Genomic DNA, 16,057 nt, shown 5'->3' with positions numbered 1-16,057 from the left:
TACGCTTAGGTTCTCGCCGAAATTACATATTGTTGCGTTGTCGGTTTTAGCAATGCATCAAAAACGACAGGTTCATACAGTGGATGAATATTTAGATAAGCCTGAATGCTTAAACACAATGCCCCCATATTATGCCCATCCAACAACATCTCTACCCGTATTTGTCTTAATCTGGGCTCATGAGCTGCAATTGATTGTTCAATTGATTGGCAAATCTTGTCTCGATCTAGCGGATTGGCTGTAGAAAGCCCCACAAAATCAATAATCCCGAACTGAAGTATAGATTTTTTAACTAGCGGATAATCATCGACCACGTGGTCCAATTTAGCGACCCGACTATTTAGCAAGTCTTCTAAATCTTTCGCTACCGATTCTCTTAATTGCTGAATAGAAAGACCTTTTGCATAATCTTCACTTTCAGGAATTAAACGATCAAACAGAGTTGAACGAAATCCGTATGGATAAAGCCGATCTAAATTCATTCGAGTTCACAACAAGCATGCTTAAAGACAGCAGAGGCTAACTTTATGTCAGCCTCCACCAAATATTCACTTAAATAATTATGCTGCGTAAGAAGCAGTATTATTAGAAAGTGACCATTTCTTAGTAACAGCACCTTTAGCAGTACCGTTAATATCTTGTTGGTTATATGTCCATTCAACAGCTGCGTATTTCAAACCAAACGCTTCAGTTGGAACACCTTCTTCATTAACTGTTGGAGTTACGCTAGAAACTAGAACATGCTTCAATTTAATTTGTAAGTACTTGATGCGTTTGTCACCATTCGCACGATAAAAATCAATTTGTACTTCATCAAATGTATAACCAGCTGAACATGCTTCCCATAATTTCGGGCTAGTTGCATCTAGGTCTTTAATAAAAAGCATATCTGAATGTTCAACACGTTCAGCAGTATGACCACCAACACTACTTGAAGTAGCAGATTTAGGTTGACGAATGTTGTGAGACCAAGAGTTGACTTCTAACCAGCCTTTGTGCTCAGAATCACGAGACTCGCCATCAACTTTATACTTACCGCGAAACTCAACGTATATATCTTTCATTTAGAACTTTCCTATTTTTAATTTAAAGTTATTCTTTCGCTGACCTTTATTAATTTGAGGACTGAGGTAACTCAGTAACAAGTCGTAAAGAAACTGACAACTCATCCAGCTGGAAATGTGGTCGTAAGAAAACCACAGATTTGTAGTGACCTGGTTGAGCAGGATCTTCTACAACTTTTACAGACGCTTCACGTAGAGGGTATTGAGCTTTCGCTTCTTGAGAAGCACCGTCGTCCAGCAATACATACTGTGACAACCACTCATTTAAGAATGCTTCAACATTTCCAGCAGAAGCAAAGCTACCCACTTTATCTCGCATCATTGCTTTTAAATAATGAGCAATACGTGAAACGGCCATGATGTACTGAATTTGACTTGATAAAGCAGAGTTAGCATTTGCTGTATCATTGTCATATTTTTTAGGTTTTTGAGTTGATTGCGCGCCAAAGAAAGCAGCGTAATCGGTATTTTTACAATGCACTAAAGGAATAAAGCCTAAATCGCTTAGTTCTTTTTCACGGCGGTCAGTAATCGCAATTTCTGTAGGGCACTTGAATACCACTTCGCCATCTTGTGTTTTAAACGTATGAACTGGCAAGCCTTCTACTAAACCACCACCCTCAACACCACGAATTGCAGCACACCAACCATGCATATCAAATGCATTTGTTAAACGCGTACCGAAAGCATAAGCAGCATTCATCCACAAATATTCGTTGTGGTTTGCACCTGAAACATCTTCAGCAAAGTTAAACCCTTCTGTAGCTGTTCCTTCTTTTGGATGATAAGGAAGACGACCAAGCACATGCGGCAATGTTAATGCCACATAACGAGAGTCTTCACTGTCACGGAATGAACGCCATTGAACATATTCAGCCGTTTCGAAGATTTTTGAAACATCTCTAGGGCGATCAATATCGGTAAATGACTCAAGACCCAAAATGCTTGGGCTAGCAGCTGAAACAAATGGTGCGTGAGCTGCTGCTGCTACATGAGAGATTTGCTCAAGCAAATACATATCAGAAGGCGTACGGTCAAACTCAAAATCACCAATGAGTGCTGAATATGGCGCACCACCAAAAGACCCATACTCTTCTTCATAGATTTTTTTGAATAAAGTGCTTTGATCAAAGTCTGTAGCACCTTGAAAATCTTTTACCAACTCTTTTTTAGTCGTATTTAACATACGAATTTTAATGAGCGGATTAGATGGTGTTTCTTGACAGAAGTAGTAAAGACCACGCCAAGTTGACTCAATCTTTTGAAATTGCTCATTGTGCATGATCTGACTTAATTGATTTGAAATCAGTGCATCAATTTCGGCAATACGCTTATCAATTGATAAAGTCATATTTTCAGAAACTGTAATTGTTCCTGCCATTACTTCTTTAGCAAGTTCACCAATTAAGCTTTTTGCACGCGAATGTTCTTCTTCATTTCGGGCAATACGGCTTTCTTCAACAATCGAGTCTAAAAGATTAACTTGTTCATTTTCAACAAGTGACATTGCTGCAGATTGAGTATTATTCATGATCAGCCTCCGCACTTAATTTACGGATCTGATCAGTACTCTTAAGCACTTCATCAAGTAAGTCTTCTAGACGCTCACTGTTCGAAATCTTATTTCTCAAATCAGTTAAACGCTCGCGTGCTTCAACCAGTTTCTTTAATGGGTCAACCTGTTGAACAACATTTTCTGGGCGAAAATCTTCCATTGACTTAAATGTTAAATCAACTGCAATTCGCCCACCCTCTTCAGTCAGCGTATTATCTACCTGAAAAGCTGCTCTTGGAGACAATGACTCCATAACTTCATCAATATTATCTAAATCGACATTGATGAATTTTTTATCTTTTAATTTTGTACGTTCAAGCTCAGATGCTGCCGAAAAATCACCCATCACACCAACAACAAATGGTAGTTCCTTCGCTTCTTTTGCATCACCAATTTCAACATCATATGTAAGCTGAACACGTGGAGGTCGAATTCGCTGAAGCTTCTTTTGTACGCTTTCTCTCTTAGCCATAAGATTCTATTCCTGATTATTTAATTAAAGGGTCAAAAGGCGAACTTTTTGATTTATTAACATTGGCTACAGGGGCAGTTTTTTGTTTAACCGCAGTTGCTTTTGCTGGAGTTGCTACTCGCTTAGTTGCTGTTCTGGAAGCAGTAACTCTGTTACGTGTTACAGTTTGTTTTTTATAACTTCTTCGTTCGTTATCAACTGAACCACCTTCTGTAGCAGCCTTAACATTTGAGGTATCTGGCGCAGGCATTGAAGTATGAATATTTTCAATTAACTGTTTAGCAGGTGGGTACGTTACATCATTGCTTAAATACCGCATTTCCTGACTTCGCATTTGCTGCAATGAGTTATTTGCAATGCTTACACCAGATAAAAATAAAACATCTGTTATTAATGAACCGCGTATATTTTGACTTTGCAATTGACTTGCCAAATTCAACGCTTTAACTGGTTGATTGGTCTGATAAAACCGCATGGCTGCTTTAGCTAATAAATCATTTTTTTGAGTCGTATTATCACTATCACAAACTTGCTTAAAAATATTCAATAGCTCAGGATCATTTTGGCCTTCTGCTAACGGATTCTTTTTAATACAACTTTTTTTAAGTTTTACAGGCTCTAGTTCTGCTGCTTGAGCACCTGATAGACCGATAATGTTTCCAGTCAGAAAAAGTATCAAAATACTTCGTTTCAACACAACTTTCATTCCTCTGTTTTCTTATTTATTCAAGGCTTTACTGAAAAGTTAATATTGAGAAAACATTAAAAAATCAGACTATAAACCTTATATTCAAAAAATTTATGCGCAGTTTATCATATAAACAAACATATTTTATATAAAAATCATATCAACTTAAACTAAAAGTAAATATTTAAGATTGTTATAAAATATAGCTTAATAAAGTTATTCTTATAAAAATATAATATTGTTATTTTTTGTAATTAAAAATAAGTAATTGATTTTAATCAAATAAATAAAAATAAAAACTGAATGAAAAATTTATTTAAATATCATTCATTTAGTTTTTTTGAAACATTTGCTTAACAATATTTAAGTTTATATTAACTACAAGGTGCTTCTATTTGGTTACGAACAAACCATCAAAACTTAAAGTAAAAAAGTGCGCTACAAAAAACCATAAAACTTGTCAAGACTAATCTGTCTATTTAGTATATTTTTTATTTAACTTTGTGAGAGCAAGTAGAATCAATAAAACTCATAGATTTATGAGTAACTATTTTTACTTTAAGGTCAAGTTCTCGGGTGGCTCAAAACTACACTCAATATCAAGAAAATAAACTATTTGGCGTTATAGTTTTAAAGAATATTGCGAGTTTTTAAGTTTAGATAAAGGGAAAAAGGCCTTTCACTCAAAAGAATTTTTATTTAAGTATAAATTTATATTTTAGACTTCCAATAATTAGCTTTCTCAGGATTATATTTTAAGCTACTGCTTTCTGCGTAAATATCATATAACAACGCCTTGGCTGATGAATTTCCATTGCGTACAGCCATTTCCGCATATCGTATTGACTCATCTAAATTTTGTTTCATACCTGCACCATTATAATATTTAAGAGCAGTATTATATTGTGCTAACGCATGTCCATGATCAGCCGCACGCTTAAACCAGACAAGTGCTTGAAGCGGATCTTGCTCTACACCCTCACCTCGCTCATAAGCCAAGCCCACATTGTTTTGTGATTCAAGATCTCCCTGTTCAGCAGCTTTTAATAACCATTTAAAAGATGTTTTGATGTCCTTCTCAACTCCATCACCTATATATAATTGAGCAGCAACTACCGTCTGGGACTGTATGAGTCCTAATTCAGCAGATCGAATAAAATATTTAAAAGCTTTTGCTCTATCCTGTTTTACATTTAAACCTTTGTAATATGCCAACCCAACATTGTGAATTGCGGAAGGATTTCCCTTTTTAGCTCCTTCTTCAAACCACATTAAAGCTTTTTTATCGTCTTTTTTAACAACTTCATTACCATTTCGATAAATCAGACCTAATTGAAGCATGGCATTTGAGGAGCCTAATTGTGCAGATTTCTCAAATAGTTCCAATGCTTTCTTTTGATCAAATTTTTCACCTTCGCCTGTAGCATACATGGATGCCAATACAAAAATAGCCTCTGCATCATTTGCTTTTGCAGCCTTTTCCAAATCATGTTTAGACTTATATTCAGACACATCTTTATAATCTTTAGTCAATGTTCCGTTAGTGTATTCTTCTTTGTCTTGACTGCATGCAGATGTGAATAATATTAAGGTAATGACAAACAATCTAAGCTTCATAAAGCAACCTTTTACTTCAAAAATTTTTCTTATCAAAATAATCTTCTGGATAAGGGTCTAGGCCTTTTAAATTTTTTCTATAATCCATCACACTGATATTGATTCCATCATTAATTAAATAATCATTATAAAAATCCTGCTCTTTAGGGTATTCAAAACCTAATTTTTCAAATATCTGCTCTGATAATGTTCCAAAATTTTCATATGATTTTCGATAAGCAAAATAATTAATAAAAGCCATTTGTGCTATACAGAGAAACAGTCCCATAAATAGCCACTTTATTAAATCAAAAAAAGATTCCCAAGAATAATCAAAATCAAAAAGATAAAAGAGTAAAAGCATTATTGATATTCCTCCCCAGCAAATAAGGGTGAAATAATAGGTCTGCATCGCAATCGCTTTATAACCCATTTTTACTGAACGACCCATTTCATAGATCATATACAATAGGCCTGATTTTGGATCAACTATTGCATAAACTTGATGTCGCCCCTCTACAGGCTTTTCATTAATTACAGCGATTAATTGATCATTTTCTTTAAAACGTACTGTCGTAAATTGTCCTACTAATAGATAATCATTTATTTCACCAATAAAAGTTATCCCATCTTTCGCTTTTCCAGCCAACAATAAAATAGGTGAGCTTGTAAGCAAGGAACTACTTCCAGCAAGTACACCTGCAAAAGCAGTACCTGCTGCAATACCACCCACATTCTGATTTACCGGTATTTTAGATTTGGCTTTTTCTAGAGAGTGGATTGGACCCTGAACCAGTTGAAGGTGTAATTTCAAAATCTTTACCTTTAAATAACCTGTTAGCTTTTAGTTGTTATCCCCATTCTTTTATTTTTGCTCTATATAGCTTTCTGGATATGGATCACTTTCAATAACTTTTCTATATTCATATACAGACTCTAGCAACAAATGATCTTTTTCACTCAAATAACGACTTGGCAATAAAAAAACCTCTTGCGGGTCTTTAAAGCCATACAAACTAAAAATTTGTTCTGACTTTTCTGAAAAATGTTTTAATGAGTTGGATGCATTTTTAATAATAAAAAATAAAATAAAATAAAATAAAATAGCCACTCCTAAAAAAATTAATATATCAACCTGATTAAAACCTCTTGCCCAAAAATAAATTAAAGATCCTAAAAAAATTGTTATTGCGTACCAAACATTTCTACCTTTAGCTATAGAAGTCTGATGAGCTTTAACAGAAGCTCCCATCCCAACCTGCATATGAAGTAAGCCTGTTTTAGGGCTCAATACTGAATAAAGTTCATACAAATTTTTTTCAAGACGTCTTACGACACAAATGACATATTCATTATGTTCAAATAACGCACGATGAAATTGACCGATACAAACTTTCCCACCTATTTCCATAACAACTGATTTGACATGTAAACGACTACGTGAAGCGAGAAATACAGTTTGTGCAGACAATGAAACATTTTCTGCCACACCACTCAAAATCGCTGAAGATGCAATTTGAGCATCGCCAGACTTTCCAAATGCACTTAAAGAGTCATCATAAATCTCTAATCTTTGAATGCGACCTTCAAATTTTAACATCTCATACATTTTAAACGCTCACTATCGCTTTCATAAACTCTTCATATTCTTCATCTGCAGTTTGGAATTTTTTTTCATTTCTAGATGTAGATTTAAATATTGACTCTTTTTTAGGGTCAGATGCTAATTTAAAAGCTGTTTTTTGACACCAATCTTCCATTGCATCATCCAAAACATATTTTTTAAGTAAAATTTCTGCGCTAATTAAGCCTAATGTTATAAGATTCAATCCAGCAATTACTCGAGCACTCATTAAAAATGCGACTAGAGCATTCGCTGTGAATTTAGTTAAAGCTCTTTTAATTACTGCATTTTTGCTATATTGTAAAGTAGCACTAGCTAATACACCTGCCTGTCCAATTGACAAGCCTAAGTTGATCAAAATTCTAGTAAATAACATTGTTTGGATAACAACTGAGTTTGTCTCTTTTAAGGTTTTTGAATCTACATATAAACCAGTTATTCCACCTAAAGTTCCAAGACTTCCAGCAGTCAATCTAAATGCTGCTGCCGAGGCCGCTGCACCTGTGGCAGTTCTACGGCTCCAACTCTCACCTAACATATCAAATGCGACAGCAGATACCGAGAACATCGAACCTACTAATTGTACGGATAGCTCTGGCTTATCTTTAATATCAGATTTCCAAGCATCATATTGGAAATAAAAATTCAGTAACTCAAAAACACCTACGATAGCAAGTATTCGGTTTTTGGTAATATCAGGTTGTCCTTTAACGGCTAAGGATACCGAGTTTTTAATTTCTACCGCCCTAGTATTACGATAAGTATAAGTCATACCACTTTGCGGTAAAGACGAAATTGCAGCAGCTCTAAATTCTAGATTATACATCAATCTCATCAATGGGATTTGTTGAGCCAAATTCCCTGATCTTAAATATAACAATTGAGCTGTATGACGTTGAGCACCTTCACGTGCCATTATAGTAATTGTACTAATATTTATTGTTCTTAAACGTATATCACCAAACTCTTTTAAAGCCGTATTCAGCATCAAAGATATCCAGTAGAACAGTTTATCTGGCCATTTAAAATCATTTGCCGAGATAAATTTTTTCCCCTCAATACTACCCAACCAACTATCAAAAGCAGCATCGGCTGCGGTAAACATACTAAAACTCTGTTTACTATAATCCAGTAAGTCTTTTGCTGAACTTGGACTTTCAAATATCTTGGCATACTCATCCATCAAGACTTTGTTATTAAAACAATAGGCTCTCAAGAATAGGTTTTTATCCGAAACTTTTTTTTCACATATCCATTTATTCAGTAAATCTTTCCCTTTTTGCAATAAATTCATGCCATACATTAAGTCCATAATAACCGCATGAAAAATAAAACCATTGCTTTCTTTCGGTGTTTTACCCTGTTTCAATTCCTCACTCTGGTCAAAATAGAACAGACCTTTTAAAAGATTAGAAGAAACCAGCCAGTTATAATGATCATCTACATAGCGAACTGCTGCACTATAACTTTCTTCAGATTTCTTATCGACATCCTTACGGAACTTTTCCAAGCCATTCATATTTAATTGTGCTTGGTATTTTTTCCATGCTGTATCCCCATCTACAGTCGCCTGCTTAATAGCCTCTGCTCTTTTTTTTTCGAGTTCTGCCGCAGCTTTGACAGGCGCATTTTTTTCGACATTCTTTAGATTCTCGAGTCCCTTTTTATCGCCTAAGCGTTCAGCTCTTTGAATCGCCGCTTGAAGATAAGGATCTGTAATTTTCTTGCTTTGCTGTTCATTTGAATCAATGATTTTAAATTTTGCCTGAATAGAATTTGCAACTAAGTTTTGCTTCATATTATCGATTAAGGTCATGGTCTGAAGCTTATGCTCATTGCTAAAACCGTCTTTATCTTCTTTTAAGAAGCTATCAATTCCTTTAAAACTTAATATATTACGATCTTCATTTAATTTAGAAGTAATTCCTATCGGATCATAGAGCGCAACACCAATATGCTCTTTCGGTTTCTCACCAAATTTCTTGTTTATCGCTCCCCAACGAGCAGAACCATATGATTCCAATGGTAATGCAACAGCACTTAACTGAGCAGGAGAAAGACAATGTTGCTGGACAGCCCCTTTTGTTATATCAATTTTTTGCCAGTAGCCTGAAGTTGCATACTGGTCAGCATTTTTTTCAAATTGTTCTCTCATTTTTTTGGTGAGTGGAGCGTGAGCATGAAGTAAATAGACCGTCTGGGCATCATCATTATTTACCGAAGGAATAGTAATTAAAGAAGCGTTAGCACTATGCCCAGCTTTATTGCATGCAAAATCTTGAGCAATAATTGGAGCTTTACTCCCTATAGGAAACTCCTGATGAAAGCCCTTTTTATTAGTAATATACGCAACCCACTCTTTTTTCCCTGATTTTCTTTTTATAAGTAAGTAAATATATCCTGAATCAATCATTCGAACCGTATATTTATATTCCTTAAGTGGAACATTAGTAACATTGCCCCCTAATTGTGCTGGTAATGGTTTTACTCCTAAACGAGCTACAGAATATTTAAGAGGTAATATATTTATACCTGTAGGGCGACAAAAGTTAGTACATTCCTTTTTAGACATCTGAGTGACTGGTATTTTATTATTCTGAGTCGTCGATGCAGCAGCCTGCTGACTAATTTTGCTTGGGTTTGGACTAACACCTAACTTTTGAACTACTTTCTGCTCTTGTTGTGCTGGCGTCCCAAATTTTTTCATTTGTTTCGCAAAAGTCGGTTTATCATTAGCCATGGTAGCTCTCTTTACATTCTCTTATAACTTGTGAATATTGATCTTCTTCTAAATAGTCCATTGCTTTGGTAAATGAGTTGGCCTCATTTCTATCAACCCAATAATGATCAAGTATGTCTGAAATCAAATGACTTTTTATAAAATTTCTATGTAAAATAACGGAATACATTCCATAAGCAATTAGATCCGTTACATGTAAAATTCCATAATGTGTTATTGCTTGATGAAGTGAATCTAATATCTCATCCTGACGAATCAATAACTTCTCGTCATATATAAGAGATTGCTTAATCACCGTATTCGATAACTCAATTAAATCTAGTTTTGCTGACTCAGCATTTGTAAAAGTAAGAGGAAAAAGCGCCCTTTTTTCTTGAATTTTCACTTCATACAAACCGTTAAAAAAAACAAAATGCCAATTCCCTAAAAATGATTCAATTCGTTCGCTTTTCTTATCAATTATTGCAGGCAAGTAAACCAACACTCGTGGATCATACCAGCGGAAAATAAATTTATTCTTTGTATCTTTTGCAATAACAAGTTTTTTAAAAGTTTGAACCGCAATTTTTAGATCATCAATTTTGCTAAATCCATGAATAAAATAACCATCCTCATTTTGATCCAAATTCATTAATAATATCTGAGTAATAAAATCTAATGAATTTACTAAATCTTCTTTCACTTTTATTTTTATAAAAAAAAGAGCTGGACGGCTATTTTTTTTAGCAGCAGCGGCAATCTCTATTGGTTCCAATTCATAATCTTTTAACTTTTCGATAAACTCATCAAAAAATCCACTCAATAAAGTCTCATCGCATAAAAAACTAATATGACCACTTTGTTCAAATAAGCTTAATATTAAATCACTTAACTTTTTAGAATTTAATTCATCTTTAGAAAATAAAAGCTTCATCTTAGTCCAATATCACTTTTGCTGATCCATTTTTTGCTGCATCTGACTGTTTAGCAGAACAGTCTGGTAAATCTAATGCAGGTGGATTTATTGATGAGCCCCCCATAAACAAATGTTGACCAGCTTTCACCTCAAGCTTACCACCCGTAACAGGGAAAATACCTGAACCATTCAGCTTAACTTGAGATCCGTTTGCTGTCAGATTAATTTCAGTTGGGCTAGTAATATAAACCGTGTCTTCAGTTGAAGTAATCTGCATACCTTTTCGAGCAATGACATCTAAGCCATCACCTTGAGCCTGAATTTCTACTTTGCCCTGGCCAGCAAAAAGGCGAGCGCCTTCTTGGGCTGCAAATAGACTAATTTTTTGGCTCGCATGACTTACTATATTCTTTTGCGTACTAATATTAATGCTATCTCCAGCACTTTGAGTAAGCTGTGCATTTGCACTGAGGTGTATATCCTCATTACTACTCACAGCAATACTTTTTGGAGATGCCAGCAGCATCACTGCTGATTGAAACTCAGCAGCCTTTTTGGGATCTTCTTGTTGGAGAACTTCAATAAATGACTGAATATTTTCAAGCATATCTAACGGGTCAGTTTGCTGATTTTTAGCCACTTCACTGAGTGCTTTGGCATTGTTAAGGCCGCCTTCTATTTGTTGTTTGGCCTCATTTGCATCAAGGTGTACGCCTTGGGCTTGATCCTGCTTGTGGGTACTAATGAGTAAGCCACTTCCAGCTCTGACTGCGCCCCATTGATCTGTTCTGAGCTCGAAGCCTTCACCACGACCNTGGGCTTGATCCTGCTTGTGGGTACTAATGAGTAAGCCACTTCCAGCTCTGACTGCGCCCCATTGATCTGTTCTGAGCTCGAAGCCTTCACCACGACCGTCACTCTCCGCCTTGTCTTTTGGATGGCTTAAGTTACCCAAGTTGAGTTGGCTGGCCGCATGACTGCTTTGTAGTTGGGCACTGATTTGCCCAGTGGTGTCATCAAAACGTAGCTGGTTAAAGCCCTTACCATCGACTTCTTCGGAGCGAATGCCGCTGAGCTTTTTGGTGTCGGGTAACTGGCCTTTCTGGTCAAACTGGGTTGGGTAACGTTCAGCTTCGTGAATGCGGCCCACCACAAATGGACGGTCAATATTGCCGTCAAAGAAGTCGATCACCACAATCTCACCCACACGTGGCAAGAACCGCGCTCCATAACCCTCGCCTGCCCACGGGGTGAGCACATCGACCCAAGCCGAGTCGGTATCATTGTCGTTACCTCCTGCTCCCCCATCATGGCTATGGTCATCAGTTCGGGTAAACAGAAAACGGACTTTAATGCGTCCCCATTGGTCAACATGGATACTTTCACCTTCCAAGCCCACCACTCTAGCGCGCTGTGGGTAAGCTGCTGGTCGGTGCTCTAACGGATGATACTCAGGAACAGTTTTAATATTTCTACGCGACAAAATGAGTTCATTACCTTGACGCTCAGTCTTGTCGTTTAGCCCTGATTGATTGTTTTGCCATTGGCTTTGACTAAAAAGTTGATTGATTTGTTGTTGCAAATCTTTAGGCAAATTATTTTGCAAATAGAAGCTTTTGCCAATAATAAGAAACTCTTTGTCTGACCCGCTATGCGTATCTATTTCTGGATGTTCATTGAGTTCAAACCAATAACCAACCTGCGCATCACGTACCGTAGTTTGTGCACGGAAATATTTTGATTGAGATGCATAATAATCGGATAGATTTTGGTTGAGTTTTTCTAGCTGCTGGTGACTCGATGCGGTGGCTTGATCTTCACCATTTAAATCTTGCATCCAAGCAGGACTCATGTGCCATGCCTGCTCTAGACTTAAACTTGCATTATCCTGATTAGCACTATGACTATGCTTTGACTGAACACTCCCCATGCCTTCTTCTTGACTTAAGGCATCAGCCTGCCAGCGTTGCACATGCACGGCTGTAGATTGCAAGTTTCGGGTTGCCACAAGGCTCGTCATACTGTCTTGTTGTTCAACTGCGCTACTACGGTGATAACGGATATTTCTTCGGTCTAATACTAAATATGATTCATTATTATCAATTAAACGTAATTTTTGCGGTTGAATCTCATCCGAGCTATCAGTGGCAAACAACTGAGCTTCATCAATTAACCAGTTAATGCCTTCACTACGCCAAAGTCGGGTTAAAAAATCATAATCCGTTTCATTACTTTGCATAACAAAAGGTCGAATATCGTAGTTTTCAGTTAAACTTTTTAAATCTAAAGTTAAGCTAGACGCGAACAATGGGCTTTTGTTCTGCCATTCTGTAAATAGAATTTCAGTGATATCCCGTACACTTTTACTCATAAACACACGGCTATTTCGGCGTTTATGCCATAGCACGGTCGGATCTTGTAGTTTCAATTTATACAGCGTTAATGAACCATCACTCTGCCCCTGACTGGCTTCGGTAATAATTCCGGTAGTTCTAAATAATTGCCCCTGATCAGTCACTTGATCTACTGCAACCTGACAACCAATAAATTGTTTTAAGGAAATATGGGCATTCGTAGAAAGACAAAATAGATCGGTAGCCAGCCCTTCATTTAACTGATGCTGCCCTTCAATACTTTGTAAAAAGACTTGACTATTCAACGATGGATTAGAAAACTGAACATGAAGTACGCGTTTTTGCGAGCTAATACCCAAATCTTCTAGAATTCTATGTATATGAGATAACATCTTTTTATGAAAATTTTGTCAGGATTGGCATTATTCTATAAAATACAGACACATCTGTCTATTTTGTAAAGAAAAACTTAACCATATCAATACACTAGTGGATGAAAATGATATCCGTGATAAATATATAAAAATAAATTAACAACTTACGCTATTAATTCACTTTTAAAAGTTCTTAATTTTTTAGTATTCCAAGAGATTCATTTTGAATTCAAATTTATTAATAGTATCTACAAATTTTTGACTTACTACATAGATATAAGGTTTATCCGTATCTCTAGCAATAAAAAAGTCATCTGTTGCAAGATCTTTTTTTATGAAGTCATCCTCATCTAATAAATTGTTTTTCCTCTTAATATACATAGCATAAATATCTGCCTCTTCATTCCTCACATAGCACTTCTAAAAATCATACTCATCTTTAAGGATTTTCTTCATTTTATTAAAAAAGCTTTGTGAAAATAGTAAAATTCCAGAAGATGAATAATAAAAATCAGTCTCTAAATATTTAGTAAAATTCTACTAACTAGCACTTTTTATCCCACCAATCTAATAAAGTTTCATCTTCAAAATCTTCATAGTTTCTATAGATATTAGTAAATGACCAGTTATTACCTGATATTTGGCTAAAGTTAATAAAAAAACTATTAATCTTTTGGATACCTTGAATAGATGGCACAGTAATAGCCATATTATTTCCACTTAAACCATCTATAGTGCCTTCTAAATAGTCTAAAAGCTCGCTCTTAAAATCTTCATAATCTTCAAGAGTTAAATTTGCTTCATAAATATGTATATTAAAATTACCTCCGCGATATATAACTTTTACTGGTTCATCGCTATTAAAAAATTCGAAAACATCGCCTTTTGCTAAATTTAGAGCTAAACCAGGTGCAGATTGTAGCTTATAAATATTCTCATCTATATATTCTACGAGGACTTCCTCTACTCTAGTATTACCAGAGCTAGTTTTTCCTGCATAAATATTTAAAGTGCTAAAATTATCTTCCATATGGTGCTCCACAACTTCCTCTCTCTTTACAAGACATACCTTCTTTTACATAACCACTATTTCCCGCACTTAAATTACATGCTGCACCCTCTAATGCTGTATTTTTCGCACTTAAATTTCCTCCTTTAGAGGTTGGAACTTTTGTGTGACCTAAATGCATATCCTCAGGATTAGTAGAAGTTTGACCACAATGCCAACAAGTATAAACACCATTATTGTTAGAATTATCTTCATCTAATAATTTTTGTCGAACTTTAGATTGACCACTTCGAGATCCTCCACCAATTTTACTATCTGCTACTTCTTGAGCAGTAGCATTATGACTATCTTTTAAGGCATATTTAGATGGTTTTTTCTTTACTAATCCTAGAGGATCAACCCATCCTACTGGATTCGGTACATAAGCATAAATATTATATCCACCTAACAACCCAATCGGGTCTTTACTAATAAACCGACCAACATACGGCGAATAATAACGATAACGGTTGTAATGAAGCCCTGTTTACCATCAAAATATTGACCTTGGAAACGGATGTTATTGCTAATAATTTCTGAATTTTCAAAGAAATCTGATTTAGCCTGTTCTACCTTACACTCACCCCAAGCTTTATATTGAGCTTTCCAGACGATGGCACCTGCCTGATCACTCATTTCTTGCGGAGTACCTAAATGGTCGCAGTGATAGAACCATACATCATCAAAACCTTGGCTTTGTTTTACCGTATTCCAAAGAGGATCTTTATAAATGCTATATGTTTTTTCTGTCCAGTCTTGGGTTTGATGGAGCTCCATTGAGTGATGATACGCCGCTTGCAACAAAGGCACGAAACTATCTTTTTCGTAGAAATAGTGTTTAGTTATATCAGCACTAGATTCATAAGCTAAAGTATCACCACCCCAACCATAAATAATATTCTGCTCTTGACCTGTATGGTGGTGCTTACTTCTTTTTTGAATACGTCGGCCTAAAGCATCGTAACGATAATCCGCCGTGTATTGATTGTTTCGACTACGAACAAGACGTCCCAACACATCCCACTCAAGATTTAAATCACCTTGTGATGACTTTTGTCGAATCAGTTGCCCAAAAGCATCATATTGATATTGTTGGTCAAGATATTCTTGCACGACGTTATTGACTAAGCGGTTATAGCCATAACCTTTTTCATTAGAAATGTGCTGTGAGGATTGCTCTTGGGTACTGTTATATCGATCTAGAATATTACTTGCTGGGTCAAAATTAAAAGTCTCTTTACCAAGCTTACTAGTCGCCTCTAATAACCGTCCGGCAGGATCGTATTTATAGTGAATGGTACCACGACGTGTATCCTTAATGAGCGTTAACTCACCTGTTTTGTCATAGTGATATAAGCGCTCAACCAATTGATTGGTATGCTTGATAGCATTATTTTGGGTTTGAGCTTGATAGCTGTTGTCATGCCCATTCAACATTAACTGCTGAGTTAAACGTCCGACTTCATCATAACGTTGTTGCTGACTAAGACCATTTGCATAGTGTCGTAATTTCTCTCTATGTAAATCGTCACGCTCGAAACTAACAACATCTTCACCATTTAATGCCATGCCATAGACATGTCCACTTCCATAAGTCAGCCAATCTATCTTCTGTCCATCTGGTCGTAATTCGATTATTTAATTCAT

General features: G+C 36.0%; 12 protein-coding genes and 3 pseudogenes. All 15 read right to left on the bottom strand.

Annotated elements, in window-relative coordinates; genetic code table 11:
- Nucleotides 1-5: 5 nt before the first annotated feature.
- Complete coding sequence (tssE, locus tag ASF86_RS02500; RefSeq protein ID WP_002048404.1) at nt 6-482, bottom strand: type VI secretion system baseplate subunit TssE; 477 nt, start codon at nt 480-482, stop codon at nt 6-8.
- Nucleotides 483-560: 78 nt separating this feature from the next.
- Nucleotides 561-1,064 (bottom strand): Hcp family type VI secretion system effector, encoded by a 504-nt coding sequence (locus ASF86_RS02495; RefSeq protein ID WP_003651052.1) that lies wholly within the window; start codon nt 1,062-1,064, stop codon nt 561-563.
- A 49-nt stretch (nt 1,065-1,113) separates the two neighbouring features.
- The gene (gene tssC / locus ASF86_RS02490) at nt 1,114-2,595 is read right to left on the bottom strand and encodes a type VI secretion system contractile sheath large subunit (protein WP_017389328.1); all 1,482 of its coding nucleotides are present in this window, start codon (nt 2,593-2,595) and stop codon (nt 1,114-1,116) included.
- The gene (tssB, locus tag ASF86_RS02485; RefSeq protein WP_003651049.1) at nt 2,588-3,091 is read right to left on the bottom strand and encodes a type VI secretion system contractile sheath small subunit; all 504 of its coding nucleotides are present in this window, start codon (nt 3,089-3,091) and stop codon (nt 2,588-2,590) included. Before tssB ends, tssC begins: the two co-directional genes overlap by 8 nt.
- Nucleotides 3,092-3,107: 16 nt before the next feature.
- A complete protein-coding gene (locus ASF86_RS02480) occupies nt 3,108-3,797 on the bottom strand; it encodes a hypothetical protein (protein ID WP_056479114.1) in 690 nt (229 codons plus the stop codon).
- A gap of 693 nt (nt 3,798-4,490) precedes the next feature.
- On the bottom strand, nt 4,491-5,396 hold the full coding sequence (locus tag ASF86_RS02475; protein ID WP_056479111.1) for a tetratricopeptide repeat protein: 906 nt from the start codon (nt 5,394-5,396) through the stop codon (nt 4,491-4,493).
- Nucleotides 5,397-5,412: 16 nt separating this feature from the next.
- Nucleotides 5,413-6,189: a putative type VI secretion system effector gene (locus ASF86_RS02470; protein WP_227508774.1), complete on the bottom strand. Its 777-nt coding sequence runs from the start codon at nt 6,187-6,189 to the stop codon at nt 5,413-5,415.
- Nucleotides 6,190-6,240: 51 nt separating this feature from the next.
- Nucleotides 6,241-6,975: a putative type VI secretion system effector gene (locus ASF86_RS02465; RefSeq protein WP_081407618.1), complete on the bottom strand. Its 735-nt coding sequence runs from the start codon at nt 6,973-6,975 to the stop codon at nt 6,241-6,243.
- Nucleotides 6,976-6,985: 10 nt separating this feature from the next.
- On the bottom strand, nt 6,986-9,739 hold the full coding sequence (locus ASF86_RS02460; protein WP_056479102.1) for a T6SS effector BTH_I2691 family protein: 2,754 nt from the start codon (nt 9,737-9,739) through the stop codon (nt 6,986-6,988).
- On the bottom strand, nt 9,732-10,652 hold the full coding sequence (locus ASF86_RS02455; RefSeq protein ID WP_056479099.1) for a hypothetical protein: 921 nt from the start codon (nt 10,650-10,652) through the stop codon (nt 9,732-9,734). The genes ASF86_RS02460 and ASF86_RS02455 overlap by 8 nt, the downstream gene beginning before the upstream one ends.
- A gap of 1 nt (nt 10,653) precedes the next feature.
- Nucleotides 10,654-11,448 (bottom strand): annotated as a pseudogene (locus ASF86_RS19960) (DUF2345 domain-containing protein); the annotation flags it as partial.
- A gap of 1 nt (nt 11,449) precedes the next feature.
- On the bottom strand, nt 11,450-13,380 hold a 1,931-nt coding region (locus ASF86_RS02450), incomplete at its 3' end, for a type VI secretion system Vgr family protein (protein ID WP_227508773.1).
- Nucleotides 13,381-13,785: 405 nt separating this feature from the next.
- Nucleotides 13,786-13,884: pseudogene (locus ASF86_RS19955) on the bottom strand (hypothetical protein); the annotation flags it as partial.
- A 22-nt stretch (nt 13,885-13,906) separates the two neighbouring features.
- Entirely contained in the window at nt 13,907-14,392 is a 486-nt protein-coding gene (locus ASF86_RS02440) for a DUF4265 domain-containing protein (RefSeq protein WP_056479090.1), read from the bottom strand.
- A 340-nt stretch (nt 14,393-14,732) separates the two neighbouring features.
- Nucleotides 14,733-16,039, bottom strand: a pseudogene (locus ASF86_RS19950) (RHS repeat-associated core domain-containing protein); the annotation flags it as partial.
- Nucleotides 16,040-16,057 lie beyond the last annotated feature (18 nt).

This window comes from Acinetobacter sp. Leaf130, from assembly GCF_001423205.1.
In the GTDB taxonomy this organism is placed as follows: Bacteria; Pseudomonadota; Gammaproteobacteria; order Pseudomonadales; family Moraxellaceae; genus Acinetobacter; species Acinetobacter calcoaceticus.
This window is presented reverse-complemented; position numbering and strand designations above follow the sequence as displayed.

Bases quoted from the DNA above. Each gene is read 5' to 3' on its own strand.
- tssB (WP_003651049.1), bottom strand. From the start codon at position 3,091: ATGGCTAAGAGAGAAAGCGTACAAAAGAAGCTTCAGCGAATTCGACCT.
- ASF86_RS02465 (WP_081407618.1), bottom strand. From the start codon at position 6,975: ATGTTAAAATTTGAAGGTCGCATTCAAAGATTAGAGATTTATGATGAC.
- ASF86_RS02460 (WP_056479102.1), bottom strand. From the start codon at position 9,739: ATGGCTAATGATAAACCGACTTTTGCGAAACAAATGAAAAAATTTGGG.
- ASF86_RS02480 (WP_056479114.1), bottom strand. From the start codon at position 3,797: ATGAAAGTTGTGTTGAAACGAAGTATTTTGATACTTTTTCTGACTGGA.
- tssE (WP_002048404.1), bottom strand. From the start codon at position 482: ATGAATTTAGATCGGCTTTATCCATACGGATTTCGTTCAACTCTGTTT.
- ASF86_RS02495 (WP_003651052.1), bottom strand. From the start codon at position 1,064: ATGAAAGATATATACGTTGAGTTTCGCGGTAAGTATAAAGTTGATGGC.
- ASF86_RS02455 (WP_056479099.1), bottom strand. From the start codon at position 10,652: ATGAAGCTTTTATTTTCTAAAGATGAATTAAATTCTAAAAAGTTAAGT.
- ASF86_RS02440 (WP_056479090.1), bottom strand. From the start codon at position 14,392: ATGGAAGATAATTTTAGCACTTTAAATATTTATGCAGGAAAAACTAGC.
- tssC (WP_017389328.1), bottom strand. From the start codon at position 2,595: ATGAATAATACTCAATCTGCAGCAATGTCACTTGTTGAAAATGAACAA.
- ASF86_RS02475 (WP_056479111.1), bottom strand. From the start codon at position 5,396: ATGAAGCTTAGATTGTTTGTCATTACCTTAATATTATTCACATCTGCA.